13 protein-coding genes are annotated in these 21,251 nt (G+C 46.8%); 3 read left to right on the top strand and 10 right to left on the bottom strand.

Annotated elements, in window-relative coordinates; translation table 11 throughout:
* Positions 1-37: 37 nt before the first annotated feature.
* From H8K33_RS08240 to H8K33_RS08215, 6 genes are all read right to left on the bottom strand, one after another.
* Complete coding sequence (locus H8K33_RS08240) at positions 38-2,197, bottom strand: tetratricopeptide repeat protein (protein ID WP_186890552.1); 2,160 nt, start codon at positions 2,195-2,197, stop codon at positions 38-40.
* A gap of 145 nt (positions 2,198-2,342) precedes the next feature.
* Positions 2,343-3,668: a lanthionine synthetase LanC family protein gene (locus H8K33_RS08235; RefSeq protein WP_186890551.1), complete on the bottom strand. Its 1,326-nt coding sequence runs from the start codon at positions 3,666-3,668 to the stop codon at positions 2,343-2,345.
* Positions 3,662-4,753 (bottom strand): T3SS effector HopA1 family protein, encoded by a 1,092-nt coding sequence (locus H8K33_RS08230; protein WP_186890550.1) that lies wholly within the window; start codon positions 4,751-4,753, stop codon positions 3,662-3,664. Before H8K33_RS08230 ends, H8K33_RS08235 begins: the two co-directional genes overlap by 7 nt.
* Positions 4,753-5,847 (bottom strand): aminoglycoside phosphotransferase family protein, encoded by a 1,095-nt coding sequence (locus H8K33_RS08225; RefSeq protein ID WP_186890549.1) that lies wholly within the window; start codon positions 5,845-5,847, stop codon positions 4,753-4,755. Before H8K33_RS08225 ends, H8K33_RS08230 begins: the two co-directional genes overlap by 1 nt.
* 755 nt (positions 5,848-6,602) lie before the next feature.
* Positions 6,603-7,943, bottom strand: a complete 1,341-nt coding sequence (locus H8K33_RS08220) for a hypothetical protein (RefSeq protein WP_186890548.1) — start codon at positions 7,941-7,943, stop codon at positions 6,603-6,605.
* A gap of 19 nt (positions 7,944-7,962) precedes the next feature.
* The gene (locus H8K33_RS08215; protein WP_186890547.1) at positions 7,963-10,125 is read right to left on the bottom strand and encodes a serine/threonine-protein kinase; all 2,163 of its coding nucleotides are present in this window, start codon (positions 10,123-10,125) and stop codon (positions 7,963-7,965) included.
* Positions 10,126-10,432: 307 nt separating this feature from the next.
* On the opposite strand from H8K33_RS08215, the gene H8K33_RS08210 reads away from it, so the two are divergent.
* Positions 10,433-11,323, top strand: coding sequence for a sulfurtransferase (locus H8K33_RS08210; RefSeq protein WP_186890546.1), 891 nt, complete (start codon positions 10,433-10,435; stop codon positions 11,321-11,323).
* Between the two features lie 129 nt (positions 11,324-11,452).
* The gene (gluQRS, locus tag H8K33_RS08205) at positions 11,453-12,337 is read left to right on the top strand and encodes a tRNA glutamyl-Q(34) synthetase GluQRS (protein WP_186890545.1); all 885 of its coding nucleotides are present in this window, start codon (positions 11,453-11,455) and stop codon (positions 12,335-12,337) included.
* A gap of 142 nt (positions 12,338-12,479) precedes the next feature.
* On the opposite strand, the gene H8K33_RS08200 is transcribed toward gluQRS, so the two are convergent.
* The 4 genes from H8K33_RS08200 to H8K33_RS08185 form a co-directional block, all read right to left on the bottom strand.
* On the bottom strand, positions 12,480-13,928 hold the full coding sequence (locus H8K33_RS08200; protein WP_186890971.1) for a DEAD/DEAH box helicase: 1,449 nt from the start codon (positions 13,926-13,928) through the stop codon (positions 12,480-12,482).
* 238 nt (positions 13,929-14,166) lie between these two features.
* Positions 14,167-15,327: an o-succinylbenzoate synthase gene (gene menC / locus H8K33_RS08195; protein ID WP_186890544.1), complete on the bottom strand. Its 1,161-nt coding sequence runs from the start codon at positions 15,325-15,327 to the stop codon at positions 14,167-14,169.
* 11 nt (positions 15,328-15,338) lie between these two features.
* Positions 15,339-16,757 carry a transporter permease gene (locus H8K33_RS08190; RefSeq protein ID WP_186890543.1) on the bottom strand — a complete coding sequence of 473 codons (1,419 nt, stop codon included), beginning with the start codon at positions 16,755-16,757 and terminating at the stop codon, positions 15,339-15,341.
* Positions 16,758-16,851: 94 nt separating this feature from the next.
* Complete coding sequence (locus H8K33_RS08185; RefSeq protein WP_186890542.1) at positions 16,852-19,608, bottom strand: TonB-dependent receptor; 2,757 nt, start codon at positions 19,606-19,608, stop codon at positions 16,852-16,854.
* Between the two features lie 344 nt (positions 19,609-19,952).
* Here H8K33_RS08185 and H8K33_RS08180 point away from each other — a divergent pair, with 344 nt between their 5' ends.
* Positions 19,953-21,179, top strand: a complete 1,227-nt coding sequence (locus tag H8K33_RS08180; RefSeq protein ID WP_186890541.1) for a cyanophycinase — start codon at positions 19,953-19,955, stop codon at positions 21,177-21,179.
* Positions 21,180-21,251: the final 72 nt, after the last annotated feature.

Raw genomic sequence — 21,251 nt, 5'->3', positions numbered from 1 at the left:
AACATGCATCAGCATGGAAAAGTTTTTATCACGACTATCACAACCCCGCGTAGCGCGAATCAGCCCGTAAATCACGCAAACCCGGATGCGTATCTAACATACGCATAGGAATACCAAAATGTTTTGATAGTTTCACTTCGGCTAATGCTTGCTCCCTTTCATGCAACAATTCAAACGTATAGGCCAGCCAAAAATGCACGTACGGATCTTCAGATTGAAGGGCCATTGTACGCTTCGCTAACACTCTGGCTTGGGAAAAATCATTGAGTCGCGCCATGATCATGCTTTTGATCGACAACAGGGTTTCATCATCAGGGGAGCGGTTAAAGCGTATATCCAATAATTCTAAAGAACGCTGATAAGCTCGCTTAGCATCTGGCTCACGCCCTGCAACCCACATTAGTGCCTCTGCATATTCGAACCAACGCAGATAACTGCCTGCGATACCCTTGTCCGGTGACACAGCTTGTGCAAATGCATCGGCAGCATCAGCATATTCCCCAACGCGAAACTTAGCATTCGCCAACGCGCCATACAGATTCGCATTCGGACGCACTTGCAAACCCTGTTGAATCACTTGCAAGGCATCTGCATTGCGTTCTTGCGCTGTTAGACATTCCGCTAATAATGAATAGGCCAACGGTGAATCTGGTTGACGCTGCAAACTCTTTTGTAAAACACGCTCAGCCTCGGCATATTTTTTCTGACTCACATACATGCCTGCCTGCAAGTCGAGCAAGTAGCGATCCAAGGGAAACTGATTAGCACCTTGCATCGCCAACGGTATCGCTTCTGAAAAACGCCGCATCTCCAGCAAAATACTGACATTGGTATGCCAAGACAACAAATTTTCAGGATCGAGACGGCGTGCCCGCACTATCATCGCCAACGCCTCTTCAAGACGATGATGCCATTGCAAGATTCTTGCATTCGCAACCAAGCTCATCGCCAACTCAGCATTCAGTGCCATTGCCTGTTGCGCGCTAGCTTTGGCTTTTTGAAACCAGATTTCATCACGCTTCTCGGCATTGTATTTGGACAAATACAAAATCGACATATAGGCCGCAGCGGCTGCATGTTCTGGGTTGCGTTCCAAGACTTTCTTCAAATGCGCTTCCGCAACATCAAGCAGTTTTGCATCGGTTTTATAGGTGTATTCAGTTAAATTACGCGCAGCTTGCGCCATCTCATTCGATTCGGAATAAGGCGTCAGATATTTGACTAACTGAGGAAAATAAGGTCTCAGTTGCCATCCACTGACACCCACGATCAACACCATCAACACGGCGATCATGCCCCAGTAGCCTAGACGTTGGCGCTGACTGCGTTGTAATTCTTGATGCAAAAATTCTTGCTGCAAATGACGCAAGTCTAGTTGGGCAGCGCTAGACGAAGAAGAGTCTTGCGAGAGCAAATGACGGCAACGCTCTGCGACTTGCTGACAACTAAGACCCTGCTCTTGCTGCAAATCTGTCATTGCGACAATAAGTTCACGCAGATCTTGCGGCAGTTTTTCAGGCCAAGGAAATACTGCATCCTGCAAAGATGTTCGCGACAGATCTGGCATCTGCCCAGTCATCATTTCAAACAACAATAGTCCAAGAGCTAATACATCATGGCGCAGTTCGTCGTGCGGATCATCAGTCAGGTCTAATCTGTGGGAGGTGGTCGTTTGATGCAAAACCAAACTGAGGCTGGGAACACGCACAACTCCTGCGTTATCCATTAACAAATTTGCAGAACGTAAATCGCCAACGACTAAACCTGCAGCATGCGCTTCCTGTATGGCAGAGGCGAGATGTATCACCTGCTTGAGAGCGATTGCTCGTTGACCTGCATGTTGCTGTATCCAGCTTGCGAAAGATTCTCCCTTGACTGCTTCTGTAATCAAGATCAATTGATGATCAAACTCTTCTAAAGCGTGAATACGGATAAAAGCAGCATGTTGCAAAGCAGCTCCCTGGCGCGCCCGCTGCAGGTATAAGATATCCTGATCATTACTACCAAGAATAACTGGGCTGGATGGGATCTCGGGGTGTAGCGGCTGTTGGCGAATAATATGCATCGACACTGCACGCTGTAACTTACTATCCCATGCCTGATAAACACTCAGCAAACTTGTATTCAAAACGCAAGCATCAACGCGATAGTGTTGTAAGTTCTCGGGCAATTGGAACTGAGCAGATGAGGCAAACATGCATGTATTTCAGCCTGAGCGCTGAGCAGATTGATCAGCGTTTGATTCTACCTCGAATTATGCTTGCTGATCTTATCGTAACAACTTGCTGCACATTTTTCACAACGCAAAAAATACGAAAGCAACACCTCAGCCAAGATTCCTCTCATTCAGCCCCAAGCAATAAGATAGATGGGACGCTTTGCACATCGTACATGCGTAAATAAAAATAGCCGATTCCTGCCGTACCTAGCATTAATCCTGGCGATTCGCCCACACCACCATTGCCACAAGGCCAAGGCAGACCTTGTTTGACATAAAAGTTATGACCATCTTGCGCCACTTTTTCTGCGACCGCCATCAACGCAGGATCTTGCAATTCTTTTGCCGCCATGATCATCAATTCTGCATTGCCAGCCGCACCATGACATAAAGAATAATTAAGCTTACCTGGCAACCAAGCCTGCATCAAGGCAGCAGAACTTGAATGTAAAGCAGCTTCCAAGTCTTGCTCAATTGCGCCTGAGTCGCTTGTTTCCGCGTTGGATGTTTGCATCAACAGTTGCCGATTTCTGATTCGCGACAATCCTATCCCCGGCGCACCGTGACACCAAGCCATACTGCAAGTGATGCCGTCTTGGCCGACTTGACCTATTTGCCCACGTTGGGCGAATCGACGTAAGTCTGCCCAATTGGATTGCCCTTGGTCAAACCAATGGCGCTCATAACGCAAAGCTGCTTGCGCAATATTCAGAAATTCCACATCTCTCGTGACGCCATACAATTCCAACAAAGCCGTGGCGATTCCTGCTGTGCCGTGTGAATGTCCAGTCAAATTCGACTGCACCGCAGCGCCTATGGTGGACCATGAACAACCATGTTCACCATGCTCAGCGAGTTGCAGCAAATGGCGTCCGTGCAACTGCGCAAACTCAGTCAGCTCTTCACGCTGATATTTTTTAGCGAGATACAGCAATGCCGGAATCGCACCAGCACTGCCAGAAATCACATCGATATTTTTTACGTCTAAAGGAACATCGCGTAAATTGAGCAAGATGGAAAACCCACGCTCGATCAGCACATCACGCTGTAACAATTCACCAATTCGTATCAAAGCAAATGCTATTCCGGTAGCACCTGAATAAAATCCGTGCTGGGAGTTCACCGGCAATCGTGCATAAATTGACCACGCCTGATTCACCGCGCCTTCGATAGTACGTAATTGTTGACGGTCATGTGTGAATTGGTAAAGCTCTGCCAAAAATAAAGCGATACCGCTAGTGCCACCATACAAATCCGCGCCACAAGCCTTGTATACAGGACTCATGCGCTGTCCGTGCATTTCCTGTGCCCAGCCCAACCAATTACATCGTGCTTGATCCCAAACCGCATCACGACATAAGGCATTGCCAAGACGATTGGCGATTTCCAAATACAAGGAATGGTGTATGGAATTCAATTCAGCAGACTTCAGATCGACTCGCTCTACCATTGTGTTTCTTTATCAAATAATTGGGTTTCGAAAATATCCGTGGAGCCAGGATTCAAATAAGCGCGATCCAAATCAAGTTGATGCGCTACAAACACTTCCTCTATCGCGTGGATTTTTGTCTCACCATCTTGCTTGCCCAACTGCCAAGCATTCACAAATCCTTGGGCTAACAAATTACAACGATGCATCCCGAAACTCATTCCCGCTTTAGGATCTTCTGCGATGCCCACACCGGGAATCAGCGTACGTGAAAACAAGGGATTACCCTCTTTCAAATAGATACAGTCTTCTCGCTGCAAGTCAATAATCAGTGTCGCCACAATCTGGTAATAACGTCGTGCGATATACAAAACTGCGGCATCGGTGCGCGTGTATAACTGTGCTTGTACCAAGGCTTTGAACTTAAACGGGATTTGATAACGATTGAGACTGGCAGTGATTTGCGCCATCAAGTTGGGTGCTTGCTCCGCACTCACATGAAAATAAAAACGTACCAACGCATATTCATCAAACTGATCCGACAAAGTACGTCCAAAGGCGAAGAAAAAACTAGGTTGTACATCGGTACTGCCAGCAAACATACGCACACTGACAAAATCTCCAGCCACTGGCGCGACGCCCGGCCATTTATAGGTGCTATATTCACCCGCCATCACAGCGCGACTGCGATCCCCTTTTTGCACAAACAATCGCCCTTCACCACCGGTCTGATAAATTTGCCAGCCGGGATCCCAGCCATCTTTATTATCATTGGCGGCATGGAATAAAGTTGTCAGATTTTCGTCGAGATTTTTTGCGTTACTGTCTTCCTCCGACGCGTATTCAGCACTGTATAAATGACGTACGTAACAACGCTCATAAAGTTGGCCGGCTAATTTTTCAATCAATTGCAAAGTCGAAGCTGCGTGACTCGTAGGTGCTTCGTTAGTCGGGATCTGAGAAGCGGAATGTATGACAAACTGTGCTCCCGCCAAAGTGAAAGTATCAATAGCTTCTATCTGCACGCTTTGACAGATTTTCTCTAATTGCGCACGCAAAGGATACGCAGAGATTGACGCAGTGTTTCGTTCTGGATTTTGCTTCATTAATTTTCCTCCGCAAAACCAAACAAATTCACTGCCGCTTGTGCAGGTGCATCTAAAATCTGTTGACTCAATTCCACCAAAGCTTGCGCGTGTTGGCTCACTTCCGCAGCACCATGCAAGGATTCAAATGCGGTACACAACATTCTGACCGCAGAAAACTCCAAACACTGCAGTAAATGTAATGGACGGTCTTGCACAGCGAGTTGCATACCATCGCAGTACGCTCGCCAGAAAGTGTCAATGCTGGCAAACATCATTGGCATGCTATCGACAGTATGTTGTAAAAGTTGTTCGCGCTTTTGCGATTGATCTCGGTAGTGGCGCATGATCGAATGTGACAGGTAGGCCTGAAATACCGAAGCGACATCCCAACGTCTGTCGCCAAATTCGACCAGTTCCCAATCAATCACTTTTAATTTCGGCTGACCAGCATCGTGATAAATCAAACAGTTATCCCACTTCAAATCAGCGTGGATCAAAGTTTCAAAACGCCATGTTTCGAATAATCTGTCCAAATGCTCAGTGAGTGCTGGCTTACTACGAAGAAGCTCTGCAAATTGCACAGCACCGACACTCAACGACTTTGGTGGAAAATAAGATTTTTTATAGTAAGTAAAAATCCAAGGGATTTTCTTTTGCAAATCAGGAATCGTCGCATCCAATGCATTCACGTCAAATGAAAGTCGATGATAACAACTCAGTGCCTCTGCCAATAAACCGGCCAGTGAATTGGGGAAAGTATTTTGCTGATAATAGTATTCACGCAAGTTTTGGCTGTCAGATATAAGCTCAAAAATCAGGCTATGTCTGGTCTGATCATAGTCCAACAATACCGGCATCGATGCCGCCCATTCAGGAAATTTTTGCGCCAATCGATAGACCTGCGCCTCCTTTAAGAGCGAACTTTGCGCAAGCCTATCGATGGCCTGAATTTGCTTCACAAAGATTCCGCCACGTGCGCCGGACAAAACTTTAAAATTACGATTATGCTGGCCCGCCTCGATCACGCTGAACTGTCCATCAACTACATCACAGGGTGAAACAAAACCTCGGGCAGTTAAATAATGGACTAGATTGGCTGCGGTTAAAAACATAGATTCATGAAAAAATAGAAACTGAAATACCCAAAGCACATGAAACACTCGAAACAAATAGAAAACCCGAAGCATTTTTTGCTTCGGGTTTTACCAGGTGTTAGGCAATGCCTATTTACCCACTAAAAACCAAGGATAGCAAACAGGTCTTCACATAACGATTAACAGAGGAAAGCAGGTGCCGCTTGAAACGCTTGAGATTGATGTCGATTCTGAGCAGGTGCGACAAAGTTTTGACGGGAGGACATAAGCTCTGAAGCACAAGTTTGAGAACATCCCACAGACGTAGGTCCAGTATCGCAAGTTTGCGAGCACCCAACCGTCTCTGGTCCGTCGCATGTCTGAGAACATCCCGAAGACGTTGGCCCAGTATCACAAGTTTGAGAACACCCAACCGTCGTTGGCCCATCGCATGTCTGAGAACATCCTGAGGACGTTGGCCCAGTATCACAAGTTTGAGAACATCCAACCGTCGTTGGCCCGTCGCAAGTTTGAGAGCATCCCGAGGACGTTGGTCCAGTATCACAAGTTTGAGAGCACCCAACGGACGTCGGTCCGTTCTCAATAGTTTGAGAACCTGTCATCGCTAGTGATGCGTTTTGAAATTCCACTGCATTCATTTCATTTTCCTTTTAATCACAATAAAAAATAAGATACATCCTCGCTGACACTACTACTTCTAATTACTCATTTCTGCTACCGCTATGCTCGTAAATCAAATTAATTAAATCAAAAGACTACTCTATTTAATTTCTTCATCGAATTTCTTCAGATAACAAATCATAAGGAATATTTCCGCCATAAATTTGTATCGAGCCATAACCGCCAGCAAAATAATCACTGAAACTTCCTACCTCTAAAATCGGCTCAGAAACATTCAAGCTAATCACGTTTTCAGTGCTCAAAAATTGAAAATCTGCTGGATATTTATTCGGGTCACAACCTTGTGCCGGATTCTTCACTTGTGCCAATTGTGTATGCGCGCTGTACTGGGTTCCATTTTGCGTCGACGTATAGTTGGTATAGACAGACTGTACACCAGCCACATTATCGGCTTGTGGTGTAACGCTATTATCGAGTGCGCACCAGCCATCAACATTAAAGACAAATCCGTTTGCCCCCACAACCACACATTGCTGCATGATCACAGATCCACTCGAAGGTACTAGTTGGATTTGTAGCGTGGTATTTGTTATCGGCAAATTCTCTCGATTCATGTTTTTTCTGAGTCGCGCGTCATCGTGATCGAGACAAATTTCTATGCCGTAGTTAACCGTAGATGGAACATTATTTTCTCCAAAATTCTGGCTAAAAATTGCGTGACTATCATGCACATGTTTCTTCACATCGCCATCGGATAAATCGATGTACGGATAAGCCACCATTTCTTCGGTAATAACATCTTGATTATTGGTTTCAAACAAAACAAAATCAATCGGTGACAGGAAATACTTCTCGGTCGTTAATGATTGATGTGCTTGGGATTTACCTGGTAATTGCAGACCCAAATTGCTGAACACTAAAGCGCGGTCACGTACTTCAACCGCAGGATTCACACGTAAGTCGGTAATTGTATTATTCAAAATCTGCTCGGTAACACTGCGCGCATTACCAAACTCAGCTTCTGCATTCAGAGCTAAACTTTCCACCAAGCGCTTACGCATCTGTACCGCAGGTGACTGAAACACCGCATCGATATTGGCGACTTTCGCACTGATCATCGTGCCAAACACAAAAGTCCAATTAGGATAGTCCTGAGGATTGAAAGTCTTCGCCAACAATTTCAAAGCAAGTTCAGCCGGATCTTCCTCTACATGACGATAAATATAGGGTCCCAAAGGGCCATGAAAATAAAACTCGGGCGCCATGAAAATATTATTCACCAATTGCGTGTCTTCATCGGCCGGCAATGCCTGTTTAGCGGTATCGACTGCATTTTTTAAGATCGCGATACGCGCCGATAAGTCTTGTAAGACATCTGTCGCGCCAAGATAATTACCCACCAAATACTTCGACAAAATTAATTTATCTTGACTAGGTCCGGTTGGTATTGCATATCCAATAAAGCGACATTGAGCGTATTTGTTTGTGGTCATTACCTTTAATTTCCAACTGTTACATATTTTTAAGTAGCTCTTTCAAAATCGGTTCGCTACGAATCTTTGCCTCACTAAAACCTAATTGTTTCGCCTTGTCGATTTCTGCTAACGCACTAGTTCGCAACCCCATTAATTCGTATGCACAAGCAGCTTGAAAATGTACATCTGGATTATTTGGTGCAAGTGCCAATGCTTTATCCAATAAAGGAAGTGATGTCTTTCCCTCACCAAGACGTACATGAATCATTGCGATTGTTACCATCAGCCATCCATCACTCGGACGTTGCTCCAGCCTATCCTCTAGCAATTTGCGTGCCTTCTCATAGGCTTTTCTTGCATCTACCTTTCTATCAGGTAACTGAATCAAAGCATTGGCGAGACCAACCCAATTTTCATAGTTTTGCGGATTGCCGAGGGCCGCTTTTTCCTGTGCGTCTGCAGCCGCCACAAAATCGCCTTGACTAAACTTAATTTCACCCAAACGCCCATATAAATTCACATCAGAACGGACCTGCAAGCCTTGCTGCAATACCTGCAAAGATTCTTCTATACGACCCTGATATTCCAGCGCCATTGATAAAAAATTATAAGAGAGCATCACATCGGGATGCGTTTTAACATTTCCCCTGAATATAGCTTCGGCATTTTGATATTTCGCTTGATTCATATAAGCGATCCCCTTCAAGTTGGGAATTAGCCAATCATTCGGAAATAGCTTTAAAGCGGAATCTGCACTTTTTATAGTTGCTTCAAATTGACGCGCGATCAAGTATGTACGTACCTCAGTTTGCCAAGCCAATAAATTATTCGGCTCCATTTTTTTAGCTTTTTGCACTGCAGCCATCACCGTATCAAATTGACCGTGCGGGTCTAACGCCAACGCGTAAGCAATTTGGGTAATTGCCAAATCAGGATTCAAATTGATCGCTTGCTGGGCACTTGCCAAAGCACGTCCGCGCCACACAACATCTCGACTATTGCTGCGCAAGCGATAGCTATACACAATCGACAACCCTGCCGCCGCACGCGCATTATTCGCGTCGTGCTCCAGCACGGTATTAAAGTGTGCAGTCGCTTCATCTAACTTACCTAGCTTATCGTACATCGCCAAGGCTTGCATTCCTTGTCCTAGCTCTACCGATTCTGAGTAAGGCTTTAGTGCCTTTGCGATTTGCGCCCAATTTGGCTTGGCCTGCCAGATCACCATGCCACCAACGCATAGCAAACCAGCCAACACCAAGCCATAACGCCAGCGACGACGGCGGGCTTGTGCGTCTAAATGCAACTGTAGCGCATGGATTTTCGATTGACTCACACTGCTGGACGGAGATTCTTTTACCACCAATTTTTGGCATTCATCCTGCACTTGCTGCCAGTTAAGACGCTTGCTGACATCACGCTTGGTCATACCTAAAATTAAATCACGCGAGGCTGACGAAACCGATGTTGGCCAAGCCCATTGTTCAGACGCAGTTTGCGCTTGCGCTGCCACCAAGACTAAGCCGCGTAAATTGCTAAATGGTGTTGCTCCAAGCAGCATCTGATACAAGATCGTTCCTAGCGCAAAGACATCACTCGCAGCAGTTGCCGCTTGCTCAGAAAACCGCTCAGGCGCAAGATAAGCGATGCTTGCTTGCGGATCAATCTCTGCCACATTTTTCACCACGTGTGGGTCGTAATGTGTTGTGAATCCTAAATTTAAAATACGAATTTTGCCAGCGGCATCCACCATTAAATTCGTTGGTTGAAGATCGCCATGGATAAGTCCGGCTGTGTGCGCCTCTTGCAATGCAGCAGCAATTTGCTTGATATGGATTAAGGCAAGATTTTCTTGGCCTTGATGCTCTTTCATCCACTGACCAAGTGTTTGTCCTTGCACCATTTCCATCACAATATAAATATCGTGATCGACTTCTTCCAATGCATGAATTTTGACAAAAGCTGCATGCAGCAAGCCAGCAGCAGTTCTGGCTTGCTTGAGCACAGCATCAAATTCACCGCCAAGATTACTTAGACGCTTAATCGCAACTACCCGATGTAGTTTTGTGTCCCAAGCCTCATACACCGGTGACAGCGTATCTGCATCGATACAATGGCGAATTTCGTAATGCTTGAAGGCTTCCATCGTCGTCAAATTTTGCCCTTGATCACTGCCGCTATTAAAATTTTCTGGGTGCATTATGTCAGTGCGAATATTTATTGTTGTTATGCGTTAATTTTCGACTTTACCATCAAAGCGACAATTCATCGTTACCAAAATAGCGATTTTTACATGTCAAGTAGGTTTTTTACAAATTAAAAATTCATCGTTGACATGTAATTCTCTTGGGCTTCATTGCCTAAGCTGACTGGCTTAAAAATCAAATGGCTGCTCATAATGATTTGTCTAAGGAGCAGTCCGCCCATCTGAAGCGAGACGAATGCCTCCATTTCGTCTTATAATGCTGCCAAATCAAAGACTTACTTCAATCTCATTTAAATTATTCATGCAATCCTCCGACACACCCTACGTCAATATTTCAGCCTATAAATTTATTACCTTTAACGATACGGCTGAAAAACGCCAAGACTTTATCGATAAATGTCAGGAGCTCAATTTAAAAGGCACCATCTTACTCACACCAGAGGGAATCAATATGTTCTTGGCGGGTTTACGTCATGAAATCGATGCCTATATGGATTGGCTGCACACCGACCCCAGATTTTCTGACATCGTTGCGAAAGAGAGCTTTTCTGACCGTCAACCATTCACCAAGTTATTGGTCAAATTAAAGCCAGAAATTATTACTATGCGCATGCCGCTGATCAAACCTGAAGATGGTCGCGCCCCTTCCGTCGAAGCAAAGACATTGAAACGCTGGCTTGATCAAGGACATGACGATAACGGTAAGCCCGTTGTCATGGTCGATACCCGCAATGATTTTGAGGTGGATGTCGGCAGTTTCGACAACACGATTGACTATCGAATTACAAAATTTACCGAATTTCCGGCTGTCATTGAAGCGAATCGCGAAGCACTGAATGACAAAACTGTCGTGACCTTTTGTACCGGTGGCATTCGCTGCGAGAAAGCGGCGATTCACATGCAAAATGTCGGCTTCGACAGCGTGTACCAACTCGAAGGCGGCATCTTGAAGTATTTTGAAGAAGTCGGCGGGGATCACTATCACGGCGACTGTTTTGTATTCGATTATCGTACAGCGCTCAATCCTAAGCTCGAAGCTACCGACACCACGCAATGCTATGCCTGTCGCGCTGTTGTCACACCACGCGAACAATTATCACCTTGGTACATTGCAGGAAAATCCTGTCCGCATTGCAAAAAGTTGTCGCGCGAAACTACTGAACAGGATGTTCAAAATGCTGCCTCGGCATAAACTAGCAAGATCAATTAAGAATGTGGCGCTGCCTTGCTTGGCAGCGCTATATTGAGCTTCCTTCTTAGATCACAAGTCATGATTTAGACGAGATTTTCTAGCTGTCTTGCCTGAGTATCACATCACACTATGTCTAGTTATCGCGGTCGTTTCGCCCCTTCACCCACTGGCCCCTTACATCTCGGTTCATTAGTCGCCGCAATGGCAAGCTATCTGGATGCGAAGGCGCATCAAGGAAGCTGGCTGGTAAGAATAGAAGATGTTGATTTCGATCGCAATGTTGCCGGTGCAGATCAGGCCATCTTGCAATCACTACAGCGTTGCGGCATGCATAGTGATGAAGAAATTCTTTGGCAAAGTCAACGCAGCGCTTTATATCAATCTGCCTTAGATCAATTAGCCGATCACGTATTTGCTTGCAGTTGTTCACGCAAAGAAATTGCCGACTCTCGCTTACGTGCAGGCTTATCTGATTCGCAGATTTATCCTGGCACCTGTCGTGCAGGTATCGCCAATAATAAAGCAGCACGCGCCTATCGGCTACGCGTGCCTGATGGCTCGGCAGCGCAAATTGAATTTGTGGATCGCTTGCTTGGTCCACAGCGCCAAGATTTAAGCTCTGCAGTCGGTGACTTTGTTTTGAAGCGTGCTGACGGATTTTGGGCTTATCAATTAGCCGTGGTGGTCGATGACGCCTTACAGGGAATCACCGATGTTGTGCGTGGCGCAGATTTACTCGATTCCAGCGCCAGACAAATTTACCTACAACAATTACTTGGCTATCCCACACCACGCTATTTGCATGTACCTGTGGTTACAAATTCCGCCGGAGAAAAACTATCCAAACAAACTGGCGCTGTGGCATTTGATCTTGGAAATGACGATATCTTGCAAGACGCCTTAATTCCAGCCGCCCGATTTCTGGATCTGCCACTCACATCGACACCATCAAGCGTCGCTGAGTTTTGGTCAGTTGCGACCACATTGTGGGCGAACAAAATGGGCATACGATAATGTCGTCAGACATTTCCTGCTACTAAGGCCATCGAATCTATTGATTAATCTATTCATTAAGCACTCAGGCTTAACAATAAAAAAAAGCAGAAAACAAATCTTGTTTTCTGCTTTTTTTATTGAAGCAATTTGCATTTTCGATTTAGTTGGTTTTCACGAACCCGCCTAACAGTGCCGCTTTCTTTTGCGGTTTCAACACTTCGTTTGTGGCATTACTCAATAAAGGTTTACTTGGCGCCGGACTAGCACTTGGCTCATAGGGTTTCAAAAACCATGGATCCACTTTTTCGCGTGGTGGCTGATAACTACGCACAGGACGTTCCGCCGTACGCTCAGCTGGGCGTGGACTACGCTCTGGACGATCCGCAAAACTTGCTGATTTACGTTCTGTGTGCAAAGAAGTAGCGATAAATCCAGCCAGTTGCAAACGCACGATTTTTTGCTTAATCAATTTTTCGATATCAACCAACAAACGTTCGTCTTTATCAGTATGCAAAGAAATCGCATCACCCTTTGCGCCAGCGCGCCCGGTGCGACCAATTCGGTGCACGTAATCTTCGGCGTTATAAGGCAAATCGAAGTTAATCACACATGGCATTTCAGATATATCTAGACCACGCGCAGCCACATCGGTAGCGACCAGAATTTCGACTTCACCACGTTTGAAGGCTTCTAAAGCGGCCATGCGTTCTTGCTGAGATTTATCCCCATGAATAGCGGTAGCCTTAATGCCCTGCTTCACCAAATGTACCGCGACACGCGAGGCACCTATCTTGGTATTCGAGAATACAATGACTTGCTTTAATCCACGTTCACGAATAATGAAAGCAACTGCATCACGCTTTTCATCTTCCTGAACTTTATACAAAACTTGGGTAACATTTTCTGCTGTCGCATTACTACGCGCCACTTCTATCGTGACCGGGTCATTTAAGAAACTTGCCGACAATTTCTTAATCTCGGGCGAGAATGTCGCAGAGAACATCAAATTCTGACGCTGCTTAGGCAGTAAATTAATGATGCGCTGTAAATCAGGGAGAAATCCCATATCCAGCATACGATCCGCTTCATCCATAATCAGAATCTGCGTCTGTGAAAGATTCACAGATTTTTGAGCGACGTGATCCAATAAGCGACCTGGCGTTGCGATAACAATTTCCACACCATTGCGCAATATTGCCGTCTGCGGCGCCATATCCACACCACCAAACACAACCGTCGCACGCAATGGTGTATGTCGTGAATACGCCTTCACGTTTTCTGCCACTTGATCAGCCAATTCACGCGTAGGCGTTAAAATCAATGCTCTTACAGGATGGCGCGCTGGTGATGCGCTGGTATTGGCATGTGCCATCAACAACTGAATAATCGGTAACGAAAAACCGGCTGTTTTACCAGTTCCTGTCTGTGCTGCGCCCATCACATCTCGACCTTGCAGCACCACAGGGATTGCCTGTGCCTGAATTGGCGTTGGATGCACATAACCCTGATCATTCAGTGCGCGCAAAATTTCTGGCGCCAAGCCAAAAGAATCAAATCGAAGAGTATCAGCAGCCAGTTCGGCAACCGTTGGAACAGAGGTTTCGGTCATGTTATGCATAGTGTGCCTCCCGCGGGTCTAACACTGCATCAAAGGTGGAAATTTGTGATGTTGCGTCAGCAAAGAGTAAGGCGTGGAAGAAATTCAACAGGGCGCATTATAACACCATGCATGTCCAGAACTATTTTTCGATCATGGTTATCAAAAAACCTACTCTAAAAAATAGTCAATTAAATGCACGCTTAGTGTGCGATCTACCCAAGGGATGCCACATGAGGTCGAGAACTTATTAAAGAATTGACTCACGCGCCAAAGTAAAGCGCGCCACACGGTCTTCCAGCACAGTGACGCCTATGCCAGGCCCCTTAGGTAAATCAATGAAGCCATCATCTGCCAAAACCACAGATGGTGCAACGATGTCTTGGTTAAAATAACGTGCCGTTTCTGAGGTGTCTCCTGGCAAGTTAAAGCCCGGTGCAGTCTGTAGTTGGAGATTGAAAGCGCGACCTATGCCCGTTTCATCCATACCGCCAGACCAAACAGCGATGCCAGCCTGCTGGCACAAAGCGGCAATACGCAGCGACTCGATCATGCCGCCGACTCGTCCCTGCTTAATATTGATGACACCGCAGGCCTTCAGTGCCAGCGCCGAACGGGCATCGTCAAGGTTGTGAATCGATTCATCCAAACACAGTGGCGTAGCCAGCTCACCTTGTAACGCAGCATGTTGGACGATATCGCTGTAAGACAAAGGTTGCTCTATCATCGTCAAATGAAAAGCATCAAGTTGGCGCAAGTGTGTTGCGTGTTCAAGGCCATAGTCACCATTGGCGTCGGCCATCAGCGTCAGCTTTGGATAGGCAGCGCGCACCGCGCCCACCCACGCAATATCTTTACCTTGCATGATCTTCAGCTTCACACGGTGATAGGGTCGACTTGTCGCTTCTGCCACTGCCTCTAGCAATGCTGGAATTGATTCTTGAATGCCCAAACTAATGCCCGACTGTATGCGCCTTTCTGAGAATCCCAATAAGGCGTGCAAAGGGCGATCTTGCTGTCGAGCGATCAAGTCCAGCAAAGCGTTTTCGACCATCGCTTTTGCCATGCCATGTCCCCGCACAGGACTCCAACGTTGCAGCAACTCACCGATGGTTTGTCCAGGCGTCAGCAATGGCAATAGAAATTCCTTAAAAATATGACGTACGGTTTGCGTCGTTTCACTGGCATAAAAAGGATCGGGATCAGCCACACATTCGCCCCACCCCACCACGCCATCCGATTCTAGTCGTAACAACAAGGCTTCTTTTACAGCCCAAGTATGGACGCTGGTAGCAAAAGGCTTTACAAACGGTAAACGTACTGTGATCAAGTCGATGCGATGCAGAACCGGAATGTGCGCATCAACTGCCGGAGAAATCGGTACTGAACAATGCAGAAATTGTTGATCCATTTTCAAACTCCTCAGGCATAACCAATCGTTACGGCAAAAGCCACCATCGCCATTGACATCAGCAAGATCAATAATTGGAAACGCCAAATAATGCCAAACCAACGCGTCCAAGGCACGCCAGCGACGCCTAAAGACGCCATCAAAATTGCGCCAGTTGGCACGCTCATATTCGCCATGGCATTACCTAATTGGTAGGCCAACACAGCTGTTTGCCGCGTCACACCGACCAAATCGGAAAGGCCAGACATTAGGGGCATATTAATCGCTGCCTGCGCACTACCGGAATGGATCACAAAGGTGAACATCGTTTGTACTGCCAACATACCTTGTGCCGCCATCTGCGCAGGCCAAGTTTCTAACATAGTTCCCATGCTGTGCAAAAAGGTATTCAAAACCGAAGGCGCGTGTGGATTCGCGCCCCCCAATAAATATTCGATCCCTTTCGCCAAAGAAATCACCATCACCGCCGACATGAGTTGCTGCGCTCCACCAACAAAAGCTTCGGCTGCTGCATCGGCGGTCAAACGTTTGGCAATAATGGCGACAATCGCAGCGAAGAAACATAAGCTGACAAACTGAGTCGCAATTTCTGGAATAAAGTAACCCGCAGTGACGACACCCCAAACGATCCAGACGATAGTCGCAACGATACCAGCAAGGATCAATCGATCCGCAAATGCAAGTGGTGGCGTATCCAATGGAATCGCAATTTTTCCATCGGCTCCCAACTCAACCTCGGTACGATGACGTTGCGCATACCAGAGCGTAAATGCGATCCCGGTGCTGACAAATATAAAGAACATGGCAATGCGCAAAGGGGCGCCTGACAGTAGCGGCACGTTGGCGATGCCTTGCGCCAAAGCGACTCCAAACGGATTCATCCATGAGGTACCGAAGCCGATCTGACTGGCGACATAGGTAATCATCACCCCAACTTCGGGCGGATAACCCATACGCAAAATCAGCGGTAACAATAAGGCCAAGAAGGCGATGGTTTCCTCGCCCATGCCAAATACAGCACCACCCGTGGCAAAAGCAGCGAATAAAGATCCCAACAACAAACGTGGATGATGTCCGGTAATCGCAATCAGACGTAACAAACCACGATCAACTGCGCCGGTCGCATTGATAACACCAAATGCACCACCGACCAACAGAATGAAAGCGATCACACCAATTGCAGAACCGCCACGACTACCTGATGTCATGCCTTCAAATGGCGCGTTGAGAAAGCCAATTTCCTTACCTGTACCAAACACCGAAATACTGATGTTATGTTCTGCGACCCGATAAGATTCGAGCGAAATTGGAACACCTTTTTCAAAATAACCTGCCGATACCCAAGGTACCACCAAGGCAATCAATAGCGCGCCAAAGAGCAAGATGATCAGGGTATTGGGAACTTTAAATGTACTTGGCTTGTTGCTCATGCTTGTAGCTCCGGCTAACAGTTCAGGCAGTTTTCCCTCTTATAAAAAAGCCCCACCTGAGTGGGGCGCAAAGGGCTGGGGGAGGTAATTCGATCTACTTAAATTTATACTGCAAATTAACAAAGAATGAACGTCCACGCGGATCACCATAAGTCGGATCCCAAGTCACGTGGAAGTAGCGTGACTGATTCGTAAATGGCGGCGGTGTATCTAACAGATTGATCACACCAGCACGCAGCTTCAAGTTCTTGGTGAACGCATAGCTGCCAGACAAATCCCATAAGGAATAAGCTTCGACATCACGATCGTTCCAACCAGCATCTGCCAAGCCCGGAATATTTTGATCACGATACCCAGCAAAGTAAGTGTTACCCAAAGTCAGATTAAGTTGACCATATGCCCAATCAAGATTGAGCTTATGACGCCAACGCTGGACAGCCTTATCGTCACGGAACACACCAAGACCATTCGTCAATGGCGAATTTGGGTCGGACTGGAACTTATACTCAGTCAAATATGTGGCGCCGAGATTAGCACTGAAGCGACCAATAGAAGTGGCATCACCACGCCAGTTGAGTGCCAGATCAAAGCCCGAGGTATTTAACTTGCCACGGTTCTCTTTCTTAAACTGCAAATAGGACACAAATCCATCGGAATCACGAATAACAATGTTCGGATTATTGTAGTAAACCGGATTATCAAAAACAGTCTGCTCGCCAATTTCTGAAATAATGTCGGTCTTGCGAATCATCCAATAATCAATACTACCGTTCCAGTTTTGATTAGGTTCCAAAACCAAACCAATCGAGAATTGTTTTGACTTTTCTGGTTTGAGCAAAGGGTTACCATAGCGATCCAAATCAAATTGCGCGATTTCACCTGAAACTGGATCTTTCACAAAACTCGCGATCGTACCGGAACGCACCGGCAAGAACATTTCAGAAATCGAAGGTGCCCGGAAACCAGTACCGAAAGAAGCACGACCTAACATCGCTTTGCTTGGACGATAGCTAAGAGCGATCTTGGGATTAGTCGTATCGAGATTTTGTGAAGTCAATCCTGACAGTGGATCTTTAACACCTTTGTAGTGATCGTAACGTACCGCAAATTGACCTTCCCATTCTTTGGTAAATGGTGCATTCACTTCTGCGTAAAAACCAGCAATATCTCGTGAATTCGATGAATCTGCGAGCAATTCATCGGAGCTGGAACGGTCGCCTTGCACATCATTCGTTTTTAACGCAGCAGTCGATGTGAATTCCGTTTTTTCACGACGTAATTCCGCACCGAGAGCCAACATGACATCACCGCCCGCCATAGCCATCAAGGAGCGAGTCAATTTACCATCAAAACTATCGCTCGTGCCTTGAGAAATACGCGCAGCCCCCGAAATCTTAATCGAGTTCATAAATTTTTTGCCAGAGTCATCAGTTGGCGCGACGAATGGGTTATATAGACCTTTAGCGATACCATCCAGCAGTTTAGAGCGTGATACCCAACCATCGATATCGAGATCTGTCGCTTCATTGACGCTATGGTTATAAGCCGTATCGTAATCCCAGCTACCAATACGACCATTGGCACCCAATACAATACGCGAGCTTTCACTGGTGACCTCAGTGGTGCGACGTCCTGCGTCAGTTAAGCGAAAGCGGAAATTCACAGGCGTCGTGATACCGGTTTTGGCTTGCAAATCTTTGGGCAAATAAATTCCCGTACTGGTGCCGTTGATGCTACCTGAGGTCGCAGGCGACGCAGCATATGCTGTCACCGCTTTGCTCTTCAAGGCTTCGAAAAATAGTTGATGATCATCCGAAACCAAGAAAGTCGCGCGACCAATAAAACTTTGTTTTTCGCTCTTTGGATAGACTTCCGAATCCCCCATGTAATTAAACGAACAGCCCTCCGTACCGCCTGGGCCAAGTGGGCGAACAACATTCGGGCTGCCATCGACACAGGCAGCTTTACCAAAACTCACGCGTCGGCCTGGTGAAGGCAACCACTTACCGCCAGGCCCAGAACCAAATAAATAAGAGGAGTTATTGAGTGCAGCAAGCTGGGCTGCGCTTAAATCAACGTTGGCTGGAAATGAGGTGCTCGATAACTGAGGTGATAAACGATCAGGCAAGCTATATTCCTGCATAAACTTGCGCTCTGAAGTGGCAAGGCGTTCCATTCGCTGAACATCTAAAGCACCAAATACATTAAAACGGTCTTTTCCAAGATCACCGAAGCCGCCAGAAATAGAAGCGGTTTTTTTACCGCCACCACCTTCAGATGTATTTAACGCATAAACATTGATGTCCGCACCTTGATAATCCTTGCGCGTGATAAAGTTAATCACCCCGCCCATCGCATCCGTACCGTAGATCGCTGAAGCACCATCCTTCAACACTTCCACGCGCTGAATCGCGCCAGCGGGAATACTATTCAGATCGACACCAGAGTTATCACCAGGGCTGGCAAAGTTGGCGAGTCGGCGACCATTGAGCAACACCAAGGTACTAGAGACACCGAGTCCACGCAGATTAGCGCCGTTAAATCCACGCTGCCCACCCATCACATCGCTGACGCTAGTGCCATCAGTGAGTCCGCCAACATTTGAAGATATCTTCTGCAGCAATTCAGCAGCCGTTGTCACCCCGGTCTTGTCAATATCTTCGCGTTTGATGGTTTCGATTGCCAATGCTGTTTCGCCTTCAATACGCTTGATGCTGGAACCTGTGACTTCGACACGCTGCAAAGATTGTGCGACAACGTTCGTGCTCAAGACGCTCAGAGCGAGTAATACTGCATGGGTGCATCGGGAGCGGCGGAATACCAACGCCGCAGGCTTGCTGGCTAGTTTCATGCGAAAAATCCTCGAAAATGTGTGTATTAGACGCAAGCACCGTGCTTGCAGTGCCCCTGCGCAACTTTGGAACGTCTTCAGTGTAAGCAGTGTTCAGTTTCTTGGGTTTCCTATTATTCGATTGGGTCGCACAGTGAGAAGCTGGTGTCGCATTCTTGCAATGTTGTTCGGCATAGAGTGTTGCAAACTTCCGACAGTGCGACATGCATTTACTAATGTGCGCAAAGATCACTCCCTACATGTCAGAAGAGGACAGATTGATGGCAACATCCGCTTCAATGAGTTCTTAGCGAAAGGCCTATCCTTTGAAATCCCTAACTATAGTGGCGCTGCTCGCAGCGAATTTGACAACTAATTTTGTACACGCCGAACAAACTTCAACAAAACCTTCGTTCCAGCCAATACCAGGAATCGTTGTTCCTATGGGGGGAGCGGTGCGTGGCGATAATGACGAGTTGCGACAGCGCTTGGTAGAACTTGCCGGCGGTAAGGGGGCGAAATTTGTCGTCATTCCGACTTCCTCAGGAAATCCGATTGCAACAGGTGAAAATGCCGCACATGAACTCAGACGCCGTGGTGCGCAAGTAGAATTGCTGAAAATCGCACCGCAATGGCCAGGAGAAAATCTTGAGTCAGCGCGCCGCGCCGCAGCTGATCCTGACAATGTCGCGAAAATTCGCGCGGCGAATGGCGTGTACTTTACCGGTGGTGCGCAAGAACGTTATGCCGATGTACTCAATCCAAATGGCGTGGCATCGCCAGTGCTGCAAGCTGTACGTGAATTACAAGCACGTGGTGGTGTGGTAGTTGGAACGAGCGCGGGTGCGGCAATTATGAGCAATGTCATGTTTCGTGATGCACTCAATCCGCTATTAGTGCTCAAAGGCTTATTGAGAGATGGTAAAGAAATAGAACGCGGCTTAGGATTTGCTGGCGAAGAAATTTTTATTGATCAACATTTTCTTAAACGCGGAAGAATTGGTCGCCTGCTCGCTGCCATGCTCGCTAAAGGTTATAAGATTGGTTTAGGCATCGATGAAAATACCGCTGCCGTGATTCGCGGCAGCGACGTCGAAATCGTCGGCGCTACCGGTGCACTTTTAATTGATCTGCGTGATGCGACGATAACGCCAGGTCCCGTCAATGTGAGCAATATTCGCATTTCTTATCTGGATAATGGCGACCATTATGATTTAGCCAATGCACAAGCCAGTGTTTTTCCCGCTAAGCGCGGCAAAGGAGAACTAAAATTCAGGCAGCCTGGTTTTGTTCCTGAACTGGAAAATCCGCGTCTCGATTTCCCCGACATCTTGGGTGAAAACGCCATTCAACGTGCCTTATCACAACTGGTGGATGGCAATTTCGATCACGTCATTGGTTTTGCCTTCAGCCTGCTTCCTGCCAAGGACGATCCCGCACCTGATCTCGGCTTTGAGTTTTTGTTACGGCGGGATGAACGTACACGTGCTTGGGAGAGTACAGGCATCGACGGCAAAGACTATTCAGTGTTTGATGCGCGACTCGACGTGCGACCAATACGTATGAACACTCCACACTACAAATCATGGTAATGGCTATGCGAAACCTGCGACATTTCTGTCTGCTCATACTTTCCACTGCACTATGTACGCAGAGCGCTAGCC

The sequence above is a fragment of the Affinundibacterium amnicola genome (assembly GCF_014284275.1).
Lineage (GTDB): Bacteria > Pseudomonadota > Gammaproteobacteria > Burkholderiales > Burkholderiaceae_D > Undibacterium > Undibacterium amnicola.
Note: the sequence above shows the minus strand (reverse complement) of the source record. Positions and strands in the feature narration are given on the sequence as shown.

Excerpts from the sequence above, each read along its gene's own strand:
- menC (WP_186890544.1), bottom strand. The coding sequence starts at position 15,327 with ATGGATCAACAATTTCTGCATTGTTCAGTACCGATTTCTCCGGCAGTT.
- H8K33_RS08225 (WP_186890549.1), bottom strand. The coding sequence starts at position 5,847 with ATGTTTTTAACCGCAGCCAATCTAGTCCATTATTTAACTGCCCGAGGT.
- H8K33_RS08190 (WP_186890543.1), bottom strand. The coding sequence starts at position 16,757 with ATGAGCAACAAGCCAAGTACATTTAAAGTTCCCAATACCCTGATCATC.
- H8K33_RS08230 (WP_186890550.1), bottom strand. The coding sequence starts at position 4,753 with ATGAAGCAAAATCCAGAACGAAACACTGCGTCAATCTCTGCGTATCCT.
- H8K33_RS08220 (WP_186890548.1), bottom strand. The coding sequence starts at position 7,943 with ATGACCACAAACAAATACGCTCAATGTCGCTTTATTGGATATGCAATA.
- H8K33_RS08185 (WP_186890542.1), bottom strand. The coding sequence starts at position 19,608 with ATGAAACTAGCCAGCAAGCCTGCGGCGTTGGTATTCCGCCGCTCCCGA.
- H8K33_RS08215 (WP_186890547.1), bottom strand. The coding sequence starts at position 10,125 with ATGCACCCAGAAAATTTTAATAGCGGCAGTGATCAAGGGCAAAATTTG.
- gluQRS (WP_186890545.1), top strand. The coding sequence starts at position 11,453 with ATGTCTAGTTATCGCGGTCGTTTCGCCCCTTCACCCACTGGCCCCTTA.
- H8K33_RS08200 (WP_186890971.1), bottom strand. The coding sequence starts at position 13,928 with ATGACCGAAACCTCTGTTCCAACGGTTGCCGAACTGGCTGCTGATACT.
- H8K33_RS08235 (WP_186890551.1), bottom strand. The coding sequence starts at position 3,668 with ATGGTAGAGCGAGTCGATCTGAAGTCTGCTGAATTGAATTCCATACAC.
- H8K33_RS08210 (WP_186890546.1), top strand. The coding sequence starts at position 10,433 with ATGCAATCCTCCGACACACCCTACGTCAATATTTCAGCCTATAAATTT.
- H8K33_RS08240 (WP_186890552.1), bottom strand. The coding sequence starts at position 2,197 with ATGTTTGCCTCATCTGCTCAGTTCCAATTGCCCGAGAACTTACAACAC.